Raw genomic sequence first — 14,558 nt, 5'->3', positions numbered from 1 at the left:
GCCGGAATCCGGCCGGGGGCGTTCGCGTTGTCCGGGGCATGAAGGTTCTGATCGTGTACGCCCACCCCGAACCCGACTCGCTCACCGGCGCATTGAAAGACGTTGCGGTGGAACAACTCCGCACCGACGGCCACGAGGTGGCGGTCAGCGACCTCTACGCCGCGGGCTGGAAGGCGAGCGCCGACGCCGCCGACTTCGGCGCCGTCACCGAGCGGAACTTCATGCTCGCCTCGGGGGAGGCGTACGCAGCGGGCACGCTGGCCGCCGATATCCGCGCCGAGCAGGAGAAACTGCTCTGGGCCGACGTGGTGCTGCTGCACTTCCCGCTCTGGTGGTTCTCCCTGCCCGCCATTCTCAAAGGCTGGGTGGACCGCGTCTTCACCTGTGGCTTCGCCTACGGCGCGGGCGGCACCGCCATCCCCCGCTACGGCGACGGCATCCTTGCCGGGAAGCGCGGCATGCTCGTGGTGTCGGTGGGCGGGCGCGAGCCCTCGTACTCCGAGCGCGGCATCAACGGCCCGATCGACGACCTGCTCTTCCCCATCCAGCACGGCATCCTGTACTACCCGGGCATGGACGTGCTGCCGCCCTTCGTCGCGCACGGCACCATCCGGGTGGACGGCGAACGCTTCGCCGAGCTGGCCGGGGAGCTGCGCCGCAGGCTCGCCGCGCTGGAGCGGACCGAGCCCATCCGGTTCCGCAGGCAGGCGGGCGGGGACTACGATCGCGGGCTGCGGCTGAAGCCGGGGTTCGAGGTTTCCGGTACCGGGGGTTTCGGGTTGCACCTGCGCGGTCGATAGGGTGGATGGCGCAAGAATCCGAACGATCTGGAGGAACCCTATGGGAAGCGTTGTTCTCGACATCTTCGCGCTGCTGGCCAACCGGTTTGCCGAGTTCTGGAACTGGGCCGCGACCGGCTCCGCGGGTTTCCCCCCGCTCTGATGTTCGGCTGAGGCGACCCGCCTCGTGATCGGGACCCCCGTTCCCGGCCGCCACCCCCGCTGCGGCGGCGGCCGGAGCGGGGGTTTCGTATGTCCGGAACGGGCCATACCCCTTAGGGTGACGGACATGAATTCGGTTGCGACCCAGCGGCGTCGCCGCCCCACCTGGTTCCGGGTCTGGACATTCCTGCTGCTCTTCGCCGTGATCGTGGTGGGCGCGCTGCTCTTCTGGCAGCTCGGCGCCGAGGGCACGCTCCCGGTCCGGACCGCGCTCTTCGCCGGGCTCGGGGTGCTCGGATTCTTCGCGCTGATCACCTGGCTGGTCAGCATCGTCCGCTACCGCTCGCCGCTCGGCGGGCTGGGATCGCTGCTGGTCATCGCGGTGCTCGGGGTCGCGGTGTGGCAGAACGTGCCGGAGCGCGCCGGGTGGCGGGTCTCGGTGAACACGCTCGAGGGGCGCGCGGAATCGTGCGAGGCGCCGGGGCCGGACCGCACCCGGCTCGGCGTCTACACCTTCCGCTTCGTCGGGCCGAAGCACGGCGGCTGCTTCTTCTACCTGGATGCCGAGTCGCAGGAGTCGTACGGCTTCGCCCGGTTCCCGGACGGGCAGCCGAGCGCCGACACCGAGGTGGCGGGGGCGCCTGCCATCGAGTACAGCTCGTGGTACAACGGCTGGTACAAGTTCACCGAGGTCGGCTGAGTTCAGGAGCCCACGGTCGACTGCTGGTCCGGCGGCGGCGTGTAGACGTCGCCGTCCAGGTTCAGCACCAGGAAGCCGTTGTCCGAGCAGGACACGTACAGCTGGTTGCCGCGCCACTCCGGTGGCGAGAGGCACCAGTCGGTGGAGATGTCGCCGAAGAGCAGCCGCCCGGTGCGCGGGGTGAGCGCGTCGGCGGCGGAGAACTGTCCGGTCAGCACCGCGCGCAGCGCCGAGGGGGCGCTCATCAGCGGGATGCCGGTGAGCGAGGCCAGCGCGTGCGGGGAGTTCCACAGGCTCAGGTTCTTGCCGGTCCGGGCGGGCGGGTTGTAGTAGGCGATCTCCCGGATGTTCCACGGGTCGCGCACGTCGAAGACCCGGATGCCGGAGGAGATCCAGCCGCAGGCCAGCGCGGTCGGGTTCGCCGGGCGGTCCGCCGTGCAGTAGTGCGACTCGTAGGCGAACGCCGAGCCGCCCATGGACGAGCCGAGCGCGCTGTCCAGGTGCTGCGGCAGGTTGATCTCCAGCTTGATCTTGCCGACTACATCGGGTGCGGCGTCGTCGGCGACGTCGATGAGTTTCACCCCGCCGGACCCGCCCTCGTCCACCGTGAACAGGTAGGGCCTGCCGTCGTAGGTCACCGGGACGCTGTGCTGGGTGGCCCAGCCGTCGGTCCAGAACACCCGGCCCAGGTGGGGGACCTGCGGGTTCGGGTCGCGCCGCTGCACCGCCGAGATGTCGAGCACGGTGAACCCGCCGAGCGCGGAGAGGTAGAGCCGGTTGCCGTCCGGGCTGACGCCGATGCCGTGCGATTCGATCCCGGTGACGCCCTGCCAGATCACCCGCGGGTGCGCCGGGTTCGTCAGGTCGACGGCGCTGAGCAGGCCGGGCACGATCCCCGACGACCAGTAGGTGTTGCCGTCCGGCGAGAAGCCGCCCTCGTGCGTGGTGATCGGCAGCGGCTGCAGCGGGTCGGTGCCCGGCCCCGGGTTCAGCAGCCGCGGGTGCGCGCAGTCCGAGATGTCGTACACCGAGAGGAAACCGGCGCCGATCAGCAGCGGGACACCGGTGCCGACCAGCAGTTTCCGCTCGGCGTTGACCTTGAGCGACTCCCAGGTGCCCGCCAGCATGGCCGGTTCGGTGAGCACCGCCGTCGGGCGCGGGTTCGCCGGGTCGGAGACATCGAGCACCTGCACGCCCCTCGACTCGCCGATCAGCGTGCCGGGGAAGAAACTGCCCAGGTAGGCGCAGTGCTCGAAGCTGCTCGAGGTGATGCCCGCGCCGTGCCCCGCCCAGCTGCCCGCCAGGGACATATTGCAGCGGTAGCCGAGGGTGCTGCGCCCGGAATCGCGGTCCTGGGCCGGGACGTCGCCCTGCAGGCCGGGTTCCGGGAGGTCGTCCGGGCCGCAGTCGGCGCGCGGCACCGATGTCGTTCCCACATCGAGGAATTCGCGGAGCTGGGTGTCGAAGTCGGGTTGCGCCGAGACCACGCCGGGCGCGGTCAGGATCGCGATGCTCAGGGTCGCGAGCAGGATCTTGGCTCGGTGCATCGTCGCACCCCTTCTGGTCCAACCGACTCAGACAGTCGTCGTGAGGGAATGGTACTGCGCTGCGCTTGACGTCAGAGGCGTTTCATCGATCGCAGTACCCGAGGGCCGCCGCTCGCGCGCGAGGGTGGGAGCGCTCGATACGATTCCGCCAGGAACATCGCCGCTCGCCTGCACGACGCCGTCGCGGCTTCGATGGGAGCTCTGGCCGAAACAGAGCTGATGGGAGGATCTGTCGGGGAGTGTGCCCAGTGGTCCGAGTCGTACGACAGCGTGGTGACCGACTTCTACCTTCTCGCGCGGTACCGCCGCTCCCGTACAACCCGCTGACCCGTCCCCCGGATGGCAGTTGTCCCGTCCCGCCACCTTCCGCGGGCGGCCCCGGAAGTGGACTGGCGGACGACGGCTTCGACATAGCTGCCAAGGTGGGCATTCCGATTCCCGACGGTGACCCCGACAAGCTCGGAATCGCCGAGGGGATCTGGCGAGGTCTCGCGGAGTCCGGCACTGCTGCGGTGGGCGCGTATCGAGCAGGCAGATTCGTCGAGAAGATCAACCATTATGCAGGTTTGATCCGTGGGGTGGTCGCTGTTGCGAAACTCCGGATCGCGGTTACCGTGCGAAAAGCTGTTGGCGGAACTCGGCAGGCGGTGAAACGTATTGCCGATCTGCTGCCGCTGCGCACCAAGGTGGTGAACGGCAGGTGGTTCTCTCGTCCGGGCAATCGGACGAATCAGGAAGTTCTGGACAGCGGGCAGCATTTGCCGCTGACCGAGGAGTCGGTCCGGGAGTATGCCCGACGTGCCGGAGTCGACTCGGACGGCGTCGAGATCAACATCGCTACGAGCCCGGACGACGTCCGCTACTACGATGCCATGGAAGCGAGCGCGAGTACGCACGAAAACAGCATCAACCTCGGGCCCAGCGCTTTCGCGGACGAAGAGTCCCTCGTCCGGAACCTCATTCACGAGCGCGTGCATGTCGAGCAGTACCGGGATGGCAGAGTCGGCCAGATGGAGTCACTGCGCGATCTGGAAGACGAACCGTACGCGGCCGATGCCGCCGGATGGGAAAGCTACCGGAAGAACGGAGGGCGATAATGGCTACCTTCGAGGTGATCGATATTTTCCGGGTGAGTTTCATGCCGGACCCGTACGTGGTGGGGAGGGCCGACGGTGGATTCGCTGTCGGTGAGTCTGTTGAGGTGAAGAAGCCGGATGGCCGCGTGTGCACCGGTGTGGTGAAGGGGTTCGACTTTCACCAGCCATCCCCGGACCGGTTCTCGGTCATCTTTTCCGAGAGTATTTGGCGTCATCTCGAGATCGGCGATGTGATCGCGTCGGTTCGCTGAACGGGTGCCGACGAGTTGGGTCTCGGCTCGGTGGTCTTCGTCGACGAGACGCTGTCGGCGGCCGGTGCTACCGTCCGCCGCGAAAGCGACTTGTTACGAACGATTCTGGAGTGAGCGATGGCCGAGGTGCTGTGGAAGTGCTATCCGCTGGACGAGCCGGTGACGTCGCCGTCCGGGGCGTGGGCGCTGCGCTACGACGCGGACGGCCGAGCCGTGATCGGCGACGGTGCGGGCGCGGTGACCTGGGCGGCCGGGGAGGTCGGCCCCCTGCGGCTCGGGCCGCACGGTGTGTTCGCCGTCTACGGGGCGGAGCCGGACTTCGAGGGCGCGGTGATCTGGCGGCCGAATCTCCCGTACTTCGGGTACTCGTCGCTCCGTGTGACCGATTTCGGGGACGGGGTGCTCTTCGACGGCGGAGTGCCGGTCTACAGCCTGCTGCACGGCCCCATCGCCCCGGGGGCCGGGGTGGAGGGGCTCGGCTCGGCCGACCCCGGCTCCGCCGCCGCGCCCGATTCGGTGCCCGCGGATGGCAATCCGTTCACCGACTGGCTGCACTACGGCATCGACTCCCTCGGCTGTGCCGTCACGGTGATCCACAATGTGCAGCCGGACGAGGCGCTCCGACGCTTCGGCGCCTCGGACGACCTGATCTCCACCACCACCTGGACCGAATTGGCGCATCGGTATTTCGCCGGGGATGTCTTGGCGACGCGCGTGCTGGCTGCCTTCGCGCTCGGCCCGCACGCCCTGGTCGTGGAGGAGGGCGGCTACCGGGGTGCGGATGTTCCCGGGGTCTCCCGCGGCACGTTCGCGGTCACCTCGATGTACACCATCAACGCCGACCAGTTCTTCGCGGTCGGTCGGGACGGTGTCACCCTGGTGGAGTTCCAGGAGGGCGACCCCGGGGAGGCCGAGGGCGTCGAGATCGACATCGCGGACGGGCCGTTGGCGGAGCTGGGTTTCGGCCCGGCGCACGCTGACGACCGCTCCACCTACGACGACGATGACTACGACGAGGATTCCTTCTTGTCCGAGCTCCAGGGGGTGGAGCTGGTGTGCCGGGTGGCCGAGGTTCGGCCGACGATCGCCACGGTGGCCGGAGCTGTGCGCGGCGCGATCATCCCCGACCGATCGGACTGGTGACCTGTAGGGCCGAGGGTGCTGCGGCCGGGCGAAATGCCTGATACGGTGCTGTGACAGTGCATTTAAGTTACTGATCATTCCGGGAGTGGACCATGCCGGATCTCCTGCTGCTCTTCGACGATCTGGACGAGCCGGTCACGGCGCCGTCGGGCGAGTGGAGCCTGCGCTACGACCCGGACGGCCGCGCGGTCGTCGCCCACCGGGACGGCCCGGTCACCTGGGCCGCGGGTGCGATCGGCGCCCTCCGCCTCGAAACGCACGGCGTCTTCGCCGTCCGGGCGGGCGGCTCCGTCGTGTGGCGTGCCGACCTCCCAGTCCGCAGCTACTCCGCGTTCCGCGTCACCGACGCGGGGGACGGTGTGCTCTACGACAGTGAGCGGCCGGTCTACAGCCTGCTGCACGGGCCGATCGATGCGGAACCGCGGGAGGATCGGGTGTACGCGGCCGAAGCCCGACTCGCGGCGCTCGACGAGGCCGCGGGCAACGATCATCCGTAGCAACGCGGCGTGGGAGTCATCTGCTGCTCGAACGTCGCCAGGGTGCTGATTTGGTAGGGTAGCGACAAAATAGTCGTCCCAACTGCAGCGGGGTGCGCGTGCTCATCCGATTCGAGGTGGAGAACTTCCGTTCGATCCTGGGGCCGGTCGAGCTGTCGATGGTGGCGGTCGACGAGCGGCCGGAGGTCCGGGCCTTCCCGAAGTTGGGAGCTTCGCTCGTCCCCGTGGCAGGTATCTTCGGACCGAACGCGTCCGGGAAGTCGAATGTGCTCGCGGCACTCGATTGGCTTCGATGGTCGATACAGAATTCGCTGCTGAACTGGGACGACGAGATTCCGGTCGAGCCATTCGCATTTGGCGGTGCTGATTCGCGGGATTCATCGTTCGCGCTCGAACTGGAGATCGAGGGAGTCCGCTTCGAGTACCTGCTCGATGTCGGTCGCGAGCGGGTCGGTTATGAGGCGTTGTTCCACTATCCGGAGGGACGCCGTCGGCGGATCTTCGAGCGTGAGGGGAACGACCTCGTTTTCCAGCGTGGGCTCGGTGAGCTTTCCGGAGCCAGAGCCCTGTTGACGGATCGGTCGCTGGTGCTGTCCATCGTGCGCCGGTTCGATGAGCCGGAAACCTCCGCTTTCGTGCGGGCCGTCCTTCGCTCCGTAGTATTCGGTGGGCGGATCAGGACTCTGCCGCAGCGCGGACACTATTCGGCTGACTCGACGCTCTTGCTCTTCGGACCGTCCGATGACAAAGATGGTGGCGCAGATCAGGACGCGGAGCGACGCCACGCCATCGCGCTGCTGCAACTCGCCGACCTGGGGATCACGGATGTCGAGATCGAGGAGTCCCAGGGCAACCCACGCGAACCCGTGATTCGCATTCCTCGACTCGTTCACTCGGTCGGTGATCAGCGCCTGCCGTTCGAGTACCGCGATGAGTCGGCGGGCACTCGGACCTGGTTCCAGTTGATCGGCCCATTGCTTGCCGCGCTACGACACGGTGCGATCGTCCTGTTCGATGAACTCGACGCGAGTCTGCACCCCACTCTCACCGCTCAGCTCGTCAGACTCTTCACGGGAACCACCTCCAACCCGAATGGCGCACAACTGGTGTTCACCTCGCACGACACCAACCTGCTGAACCATCTCAATCGGGACGAGGTGTGGCTGACCGAGAAGGACGCGAACGGGGCGACGCGGTTCGCGGCGCTGTCGGATTTCGCAGGGGAGCGGGTGCGGAGATCTGCGAACATCGAAAGCGGTTATCTCAGTGGTCGCTTCGGAGCGCTCCCCGATGTGTCCCGGCCTGAGGTGCTGCGTGATCTCGGCTTGATCGGATGAGCGCAAGGAGCGCGGCAGAAGAGGGAAGAAGCTGCACCGTACGACCGAGATCAGGCCGGTCCGGACGACCTTCCGGGTGTATGTGGAGGGCGTTTCGACCGAGCCGGAGTACATCGATGCGCTGAAGCGGTTGCCCGAATTGTCGGGCCCGGTATCGGTGGATATCGCCATCGAAGAGGCCGGGGCGACGCCCATGCGGCTCGTCGAGAGTGCCTGTGCCGACAAACGGCGTGCCGATCTGGATATCGACCACTACTGGTGCGTCTTCGATGTGGAGTCGCCGCAACCGCATCCTCACCTCGAACGTGCGCGGCGGAAGGCGCGGGACAACGGTGTCCGGCTGGCGATCAGCAATCCGTGCTTCGAGTTGTGGCTCGTCCTGCACCACCGGCAGCATTCCCGGCACCTGTCCACCGATCAGGCGGTCGACCTGCGGCGCACACTCGACGGGGCCGATGGGAAACACCTCGACGGCACGGCGTACGTGAAGCGTGCGGAGGTGGCCATTCGCGGCGCACGGTCGCTGCGCAAGAAGCACGAGAACGACGGTACGAATTTTCCGAACGACAACCCTTCGTCTTCGGTCGACGAGTTCGTGACACATATTCGCGATGTCGCGCGAAAGGCCGGAGTGTCGCGGTGATCCGGTCGGCCGAGGGTAGTGCGGGACGCGGACCGTGGTCAGGTGGCGAGGAGTCGGTCGCAGTGCTCGAGGAGGGCGTGGCGGAGGGGGAGGGCGCGCTGCGCCAGTTCGGACTGGGCGCGGACGTAATTGGCTCGGCCGGAGGGGGTTTCGATGGGTACGGGAGTGTAGCCGTAGGTGGACAGGTCGTACGGGCTGGCGCGCATGTCGAGTTCGCGGGCGGCGCAGGCGAGTTCGAAGCAGTCCAGTACCAGGGGGGAGGGGAGTAGCGGGGTGAGTTTGAAGGCCCACTTGTAGAGGTCCATGCCCGCGTGCAGGCAGCCGGGTTGTTCGCGGGCGAGCTGCTGCTCGCGGGAGAGGGGGAGCTCGTTGCGGCCGACGGCGTCGGGGGTGAAGAAGCGGTAGGCGTCGTAGTGGGTGCAGCGGAGGTCAAGTGCTTCGACCACGTCGTCGGTGCCCGCGCGTCCCAGACGGAGCGGGGCATCGTGCCGGACGTCGTCGGTGCGGTAGACCATGGCCCACTCGTGCAGCCCGAAGCAGGAGAGCCGGGGCGGGCGGGCCGCGGTGGCGCGGAGCAGGTCGGCGACGAAGCGGACGGTGTCGCGGCGGCGGGCCAGGAAGGCGGGGTCGGCGGTGTGGGTGCCGGGGGCGAGCGCGTGGTAGCCGCGGATCTCGGCGTACTCGGGGGAGTTCGCGAGCGCGGTGCCGAAGCCTGGGTGCCAGCGGCGGAGTTGGCCGGGTTTGTGGCCGTAGTAGGTGAAGAGGAAGTCGAGGACTGGGTGTTTCTCGCCTGCGGCGCGGCGGCGCAGGTAGGGGCCGACGAGCGTTTCGATGCGGTCGCGGTGCGCGGCGGCGAGTTCGCGCCATGCGGCGCGGGGGAGCGGCGCCGGAGGGGAGCCCGCGGCGTTCGGATGCCGGGCAGCGGGTGGAACGCAGCCCGCGACCCCGGCAGGGGCGGAGCTCACTCTGCCACCCGGTGCGTCGTGTCCCGCACCGTCCCGACGAACTCCTCGACCAGATCCTCCAGCGCCACGATCCCGACGGTCGTCCCCCTGCTGTCCACCACCCGCCCGAGGTGGCTGTTGGTCCGCCGCAGCCGGGCGAGCGCCTCGAACAGGGTGGTCCCGGCGCTGACCGTGGGCAGCGGGCGGATGTCGGTGCGTGGGATCACCGTCTCCGGCCCCGCCTTCTGGTCCACGACCTTGTCCAGCACGTCCTTGATGTGCAGGTACCCCATGAGCGAACCCTCGCGGGCGCGTACCGGGTAGCGGGAGAACCCGGTCTCGGCGACGGCGGACTCGATGTCGCCGAGCGTGGTCCCGTCGCCGCGCAGCGGGACGGTGCGGGTGTCGGCGAGCGGCACCATGACCTCGCGGACGATCCGTTCGGAGTTGCCGAGCGCCTGGGTGAGCCGCCGGTGCTCGTCCTCGTCGAGCAGCCCCTCGGAGCGCGATTCGCCGATCATCTCGGCGAGCTCCTCGCTGGAGACGGTGCCCTCCAGCTCGTCCTTGGGCTCGACCCGGAGCAGCCGCAGCGAGAGGTTGGCGCACAGGTTGTAGAAGGCGATGAGCGGCTTGGCGATCCGCAGCCACATCAGGTGCACGGGGACCAGCAGCAGCGCGACCCGCTCCGGACCCGCCAGCGCGATGTTCTTCGGGATCATCTCGCCGAACAGGATGTGCAGCACCACCACGATGGAGAGCGCCAGCGCGAAGGAGACCGGGTGCAGCAGCCCCTCTGGCATCCCGACCAGCTCGAACGGCCGCTCCAGCAGGTGCGCCACCGCGGGCTCGCCGACCCGGCCGAGCAGGATGGAGCAGATGGTGATGCCGAGCTGCGCGGCGGCCAGCATGATGGAGAGGTTCGCGGCCGCCCGGATCACGGTGTCGGCGTTGCGCTTGCCCTGCGCGGCGAGCGCCTCCAGCCGGTCCCGGCGGGCGGAGATGAGCGCGAACTCGGCGCCGACGAAGAAGGCGTTGCTCGCCAGCAGCACCACGGTCAGCGCCACGCCGAAGAGGTCACCCATGGTCGCGCTCCCCCGGGACGAGTTTCTCGGCGGGCACCGGCAGCAGCCGGATCCGGTCGATGCGCCTGCCGTCCATCCGCTCCACCCTGGCGATCCAGCCGCCGTCGTGGCCGTCCGAGCCGAAGCCGTGCGGCGGGGGCGGCAGGATCACCCGGTCGCCCGCGGCCGGGATCCGGCCGAGCACCGCGAGCACCAGCCCGCCCAGCGTCTCGTACTCGCCGTCCGGGGCCTGGTAGCCGGTGGCGTGGAAGACCTCGTCGATGCGGAGCAGCCCGGAGCAGTCCCAGCCGTCGGCGACCTTGCGGATCTCGCGCTCCTCCTCGTCGTGCTCGTCCCGGACGTCGCCGAGGATCTCCTCGATCAGGTCCTCCATGGTGACGATGCCCGCGGTGCCGCCGTACTCGTCCTCGACCAGCGCCACCTGCATGCCGTGCGCGCGCACCCGGTCCAGCACCTCGTCGCCGTCCAGGCTGTCCGGCACCACCGGCACCGGGCGGGCCAGCAGCCGCAGCCGGACGGTGTGCCTGGTCGCGGCCGGGTGGCTGAACGCCTGCTTGACGTGCACGACGCCGATGGTGTTGTCCAGGTCGCCGTCGACGATGGGGAAGCGCGAGTAGCCGGTGCGGGCGGCGGCGGCGAGCAGGTCGGCGATGGTGTCGTCGCGGTCCAGCGACTCCACCTTGACCCGCGGGGTCATCAGGTCCTCGGCGCTGCGGCTGCCGAAACGCAGTGAGCGCTCGATGATCTGGGCGGTGCGCTGGTCCAGCGCGCCGCGCAGCGCGGAGGTGCGCACCAGCGAGCCGAGCTCCTCGGGGGAGCGGGCCGAGCGCAGCTCCTCGGCGGGTTCGATACCGAGCCGCCGCACCACCAGGTTGGCGGTGTTGTTCAGGAAGTGGATCATCCAGGAGAAGACCACGGAGAAGGCGATCATCGGCCCCGCGGTGGCCCGCGCGGCGGCGAGCGGGGTGGCGATGGCGAGGTTCTTCGGCACCAGCTCGCCGTAGATCATGGAGAGCGAGGTGGCCAGCACGAGCGCCAGCGCCAGCGCGATGCCGGAGGCGGCGGCCTCGGAGGCGCCGATCGCGGTGAACAGCGGGTGCAGCAGCCGGGCCAGCACCGGCTCGGCGATGTAGCCGGTGATCAGCGTGGTGATGGTGATGCCGAGCTGGGCTCCGGAGAGCTGGAAGGAGAGCGTGCGGTGCGCGTTCCGCACCATGCGGGAGCGGCGGTCGCCGGTGCGCGCGTGCGCCTCGACGGTGCTGCGCTCCAGCGCGGTCAGCGAGAACTCGGCGGCGACGAAGAGCGCGGTGCCCGCGGTGAGCGCGACGAAGCCGAGCAGGCTGAGCACGGTGACCAGGATGTCGAGCACCGTCACCACCGCCGGGCGGGCGTGGGCGGGAAGCCGGGGATATCACCCGGCTCGGTAGAGGAGCCCTCCTGAGTGGCGCCCTCGGACGCGGGTGACAAGCGGATCCTTTCGGAAGCGGTGACGCGTTTCCCGGCGAACCGGCGGTCCGACGCTCCGGCCGCGCCGCCGGGATCGGCTGCGGCGGCCGGGCCGGCGTCGGCGCCGGACGGACCATCGCCGACGGTGTCGGCGACCGTCATGTTACCGGGCGCGCGACCTCGCCTCCGGCGCCGCCCCCGGCCGCGTCACCAGCCGCTCGGCAGCGGGCGGCCCTCCGCGAAACCGGCCGCCGACTGCACCCCGAGCACCGCGCGCTCGTGCAGCTCGGCGAGGGAACGCGCGCCCGCGTAGGTGCAGGCGCTGCGCACGCCGGAGCAGATGTGGTCGATCAGGTCCTCGACGCCGGGGCGCTCGGGGTCGAGCCGCATCCTGGAGCTGGAGATGCCCTCCTCGAAGAGCGCCTTGCGGGCCCGGTCGAAGGCGCTGTCCGCGGCGGTGCGGGCGGCGACGGCGCGCTTGGAGGCCATGCCGAAGCTCTCCTTGTAGGCATTGCCGTCGCGGTCGAGCCGCAGGTCGCCGGGGGATTCGTAGGTGCCTGCGAACCAGGAGCCGATCATCACGTTGGCCGCGCCCGCGGCGAGCGCCAGCGCGACGTCGCGCGGGTGCCGCACGCCGCCGTCGGCCCACACGTGCACGCCGAGTTCCCGTGCGGCGGCGGCGCACTCGGCCACCGCGGAGAACTGTGGGCGGCCGACGCCGGTCATCATGCGGGTGGTGCACATGGCGCCGGGGCCGACCCCGACCTTGACGATGTCGGCACCGGCCGCGGCCAGGTCCCGCGTGCCCTGCGCGGAGACCACGTTGCCCGCCACCAGCGGCACCCCGAGGCCGAGATCGGCGACCGCGCGCAGGGTTTCCAGCATCTTGGTCTGGTGGCCGTGCGCGGTGTCGATGACCAGCAGGTCGGCGCCTGCGTCGACGAGCGCTTTGGCCTTGGCCGCGACGTCGCCGTTGATGCCGACGGCGGCGGCCACCCGGAGCGCGCCCGCGGCGTCCACCGCGGGCTGGTAGATCCCGGCGCGGATGGCGCCGGTGCGGGTGAGGATGCCCGCGAGCGCGCCGTCGGGCGCGGTGAGCACCGCGAGTTCGGCGTGCGCGGCCTCCAGCGCGTCGAAGACGGCGCGCGGCGAGGTGTCGACCGGGGCCTGCACGAAGTCGGTGGCGGCCACCTCGTGCAGCCGGGCGAAGCGGTCGACATCGGCACAGGCCGCCTCGGTGACGACGCCGACCGGGCGGCCCGCGTCGTCCACCACGACGACGGCGCCGTGCGCGCGCTTGTGGATGAGCGCGATCGCCTCGGAGACCGAGTGGTCCGGGTTCAGGCTGACGGGGGTGTCGGCGATGAGCGAGCGGCTCTTGACGAAGCCGATGGTGTCCGCGGCGGCGGCGAGCGGCAGATCCTGCGGCAGCACCACGACGCCGCCGCGGCGCGCGACCGTCTCGGCCATCCGGCGCCCGGCCACCGCGGTCATGTTCGCCACGACCAGCGGGATGGTGGTGCCCGAGCCGTCGGCCGTCGCGAGGTCGACGTCGAACCGGGACGCCACGTCGGTCCGGTTCGGGACCAGGAAGACGTCGTCGTAGGTCAGGTCGTAGGGCGGCTTCTGTCCGGGGAGGAACTGCACTCGTCCGATGGTAGCGGGCGCCGCCGCGTTCAGGCCGGGTCCGGCGCGGCCTGCGCCTGCGAGCGGGAGAGGAACAGCGTGGTCGCCAGCATGACCACCACCCCGATCGCACAGACCCCGAGGCCGAGCGGGCCCGCGCGCAGCCGTTCGCCGAGGACGGCGAGGCTGAAGACCACCGCGACCAGGGGCTCGGCGATGGTGAGCGCGGGCAGCGAGGCGGAGAGCGGCCCCGCCTGGAAGGCGCGCTGCTGCAGGTAGACGCCGAGCAGCCCGGCCGCGACCAGGGCGTAGAACTGCCAGCCGGTGAGGAGGTGCCCGATGCCGTGCTCGCGCAGCCCGGCCATGACCGAGTCGGTGAGCGCGACGGCGAGGCCGTAGAGCGCGCCCGCCGCGGTGCCGAGCAGCAGCGCGCGGGCGGCGGGGGTGGTGGTCGAGGCCAGCGCGCCCGCGACCGCGAGCGCGATGAGGACCAGCAGGACGATGCCGGGGAGCAGCCAGTGCCCGGACGGGGCGATGCGGTCGGCGTCGGTCGGCTTGCCGATGATCAGGAAGCTCGCCAGGGCGATGGTGAGCGCGGCGGCCGCGACCATGGAGCCGGTGTCGATCCGGCGGCGGTCCAGCCGGGCGGCCAGTGGGAGCGCGAAGATCAGGGCGCTCACCAGGATCGGCTGCACCAGGAGCACGGCGCCGAGGGAGAGCGCGACCACCTGGAGGGCGTAGCCGCCGGAGTCGCCGATGGTCGCGGCCCACCAGCGCGGGTTGCGCAGCAGGCTGGAGACCAGCGGCTGCCCCTCCGGGACGGCGGCCGCCGAGCGCTGCTGCGTCACCGCCGCCACCGCGAACAGCAGGGCGGCGAGGAGGGCGCAGGCGACGGCGGCCGCCGGATGTCCGGTCATCCGGCTAGTTTGCCCGGCGATTGCGGTCCGGCGCACGGCGGTCCGGAGAACCGCCGCGGTGCCCGGACCTTCGCGGCGTGTCGGAAGGTCCGGGCGTGTCGCTCAGGGCGCTGCCGCCCGCTCCGATCGCACGGCGGGCGGGCTCGCGCGTACCGAAGGCAGGGACGGGTGCCGTGCCGGGCCCAGCGGCCTGCGGCCGGATCGGTGACGCCTGCAGGCCGCCGACGCTCCGCCCGGCGCGGGGTGGCCGGGTCGGTCAGGCCTGCGGGGCGCCGACGCTGCGCCCGGCGCGGGGTGGCCGGGTCGGTCAGGCCTGCGGGGCGCCGACGCTGCGGCTGGCGCGGGGTGGCCGGGTCGGTCAGGCCTGCGGGGCGCCGACGCTGCGGC

Annotated in this window: 15 protein-coding genes; 9 read left to right on the top strand and 6 right to left on the bottom strand. The window is 70.3% G+C overall.

Annotated elements, in window-relative coordinates; all coding sequences use genetic code 11:
* The first annotated feature begins 38 nt into the window (after nucleotides 1-38).
* Both ACFUUZ_RS30330 and ACFUUZ_RS30325 read left to right on the top strand, forming a co-directional pair.
* Entirely contained in the window at nucleotides 39-800 is a 762-nt protein-coding gene (locus ACFUUZ_RS30330; RefSeq protein ID WP_378702229.1) for an NAD(P)H-dependent oxidoreductase, read from the top strand.
* A 268-nt stretch (nucleotides 801-1,068) separates the two neighbouring features.
* Nucleotides 1,069-1,641: a hypothetical protein gene (locus ACFUUZ_RS30325; RefSeq protein WP_378702227.1), complete on the top strand. Its 573-nt coding sequence runs from the start codon at nucleotides 1,069-1,071 to the stop codon at nucleotides 1,639-1,641.
* Nucleotides 1,642-1,643: 2 nt separating this feature from the next.
* Here ACFUUZ_RS30325 and ACFUUZ_RS30320 read toward each other — a convergent pair whose 3' ends face one another.
* Entirely contained in the window at nucleotides 1,644-3,188 is a 1,545-nt protein-coding gene (locus ACFUUZ_RS30320; protein WP_378702225.1) for an LVIVD repeat-containing protein, read from the bottom strand.
* A gap of 422 nt (nucleotides 3,189-3,610) precedes the next feature.
* On the opposite strand from ACFUUZ_RS30320, the gene ACFUUZ_RS30315 reads away from it, so the two are divergent.
* The 6 genes from ACFUUZ_RS30315 (at nucleotide 3,611) to ACFUUZ_RS30290 (ending at nucleotide 8,156) form a co-directional block, all read left to right on the top strand.
* Nucleotides 3,611-4,285: a DUF4157 domain-containing protein gene (locus ACFUUZ_RS30315; RefSeq protein ID WP_378702223.1), complete on the top strand. Its 675-nt coding sequence runs from the start codon at nucleotides 3,611-3,613 to the stop codon at nucleotides 4,283-4,285.
* Nucleotides 4,285-4,536: a hypothetical protein gene (locus ACFUUZ_RS30310; protein ID WP_378702221.1), complete on the top strand. Its 252-nt coding sequence runs from the start codon at nucleotides 4,285-4,287 to the stop codon at nucleotides 4,534-4,536. The genes ACFUUZ_RS30315 and ACFUUZ_RS30310 overlap by 1 nt, the downstream gene beginning before the upstream one ends.
* Before the next feature lie 117 nt (nucleotides 4,537-4,653).
* Entirely contained in the window at nucleotides 4,654-5,679 is a 1,026-nt protein-coding gene (locus ACFUUZ_RS30305) for a DUF6461 domain-containing protein (protein WP_378702219.1), read from the top strand.
* Between the two features lie 92 nt (nucleotides 5,680-5,771).
* On the top strand, nucleotides 5,772-6,176 hold the full coding sequence (locus ACFUUZ_RS30300) for a hypothetical protein (protein ID WP_378702218.1): 405 nt from the start codon (nucleotides 5,772-5,774) through the stop codon (nucleotides 6,174-6,176).
* Between the two features lie 92 nt (nucleotides 6,177-6,268).
* Nucleotides 6,269-7,513, top strand: coding sequence for an ATP/GTP-binding protein (locus ACFUUZ_RS30295; RefSeq protein WP_378702217.1), 1,245 nt, complete (start codon nucleotides 6,269-6,271; stop codon nucleotides 7,511-7,513).
* 76 nt (nucleotides 7,514-7,589) lie between these two features.
* Nucleotides 7,590-8,156, top strand: coding sequence for an RloB family protein (locus tag ACFUUZ_RS30290; protein WP_378702215.1), 567 nt, complete (start codon nucleotides 7,590-7,592; stop codon nucleotides 8,154-8,156).
* A gap of 38 nt (nucleotides 8,157-8,194) precedes the next feature.
* Here the strand turns inward: ACFUUZ_RS30290 and ACFUUZ_RS30285 are convergent, their stop codons facing one another.
* From ACFUUZ_RS30285 to ACFUUZ_RS30265, 5 genes are all read right to left on the bottom strand, one after another.
* Nucleotides 8,195-8,989 (bottom strand): 3-methyladenine DNA glycosylase, encoded by a 795-nt coding sequence (locus ACFUUZ_RS30285; RefSeq protein WP_378702231.1) that lies wholly within the window; start codon nucleotides 8,987-8,989, stop codon nucleotides 8,195-8,197.
* Between the two features lie 128 nt (nucleotides 8,990-9,117).
* Nucleotides 9,118-10,182, bottom strand: a complete 1,065-nt coding sequence (locus tag ACFUUZ_RS30280; protein ID WP_378702213.1) for a hemolysin family protein — start codon at nucleotides 10,180-10,182, stop codon at nucleotides 9,118-9,120.
* Nucleotides 10,175-11,560 carry a hemolysin family protein gene (locus ACFUUZ_RS30275; RefSeq protein WP_378702211.1) on the bottom strand — a complete coding sequence of 462 codons (1,386 nt, stop codon included), beginning with the start codon at nucleotides 11,558-11,560 and terminating at the stop codon, nucleotides 10,175-10,177. Before ACFUUZ_RS30275 ends, ACFUUZ_RS30280 begins: the two co-directional genes overlap by 8 nt.
* Before the next feature lie 275 nt (nucleotides 11,561-11,835).
* Nucleotides 11,836-13,275 (bottom strand): GuaB1 family IMP dehydrogenase-related protein, encoded by a 1,440-nt coding sequence (locus tag ACFUUZ_RS30270; RefSeq protein WP_378702209.1) that lies wholly within the window; start codon nucleotides 13,273-13,275, stop codon nucleotides 11,836-11,838.
* 29 nt (nucleotides 13,276-13,304) lie between these two features.
* Complete coding sequence (locus ACFUUZ_RS30265; protein WP_378702207.1) at nucleotides 13,305-14,171, bottom strand: DMT family transporter; 867 nt, start codon at nucleotides 14,169-14,171, stop codon at nucleotides 13,305-13,307.
* A 173-nt stretch (nucleotides 14,172-14,344) separates the two neighbouring features.
* On the opposite strand from ACFUUZ_RS30265, the gene ACFUUZ_RS30260 reads away from it, so the two are divergent.
* The coding region (locus ACFUUZ_RS30260; protein WP_378702205.1) for a hypothetical protein at nucleotides 14,345-14,558 on the top strand (214 nt) is incomplete at its 3' end.

Source organism: Nocardia sp. NPDC057353, assembly GCF_042667085.1.
Taxonomy (GTDB): Bacteria; Actinomycetota; Actinomycetes; order Mycobacteriales; family Mycobacteriaceae; genus Nocardia.
The sequence above is the reverse complement of the archived record's forward strand: the minus strand, read 5'-3'. Positions and strand labels throughout refer to the sequence as shown.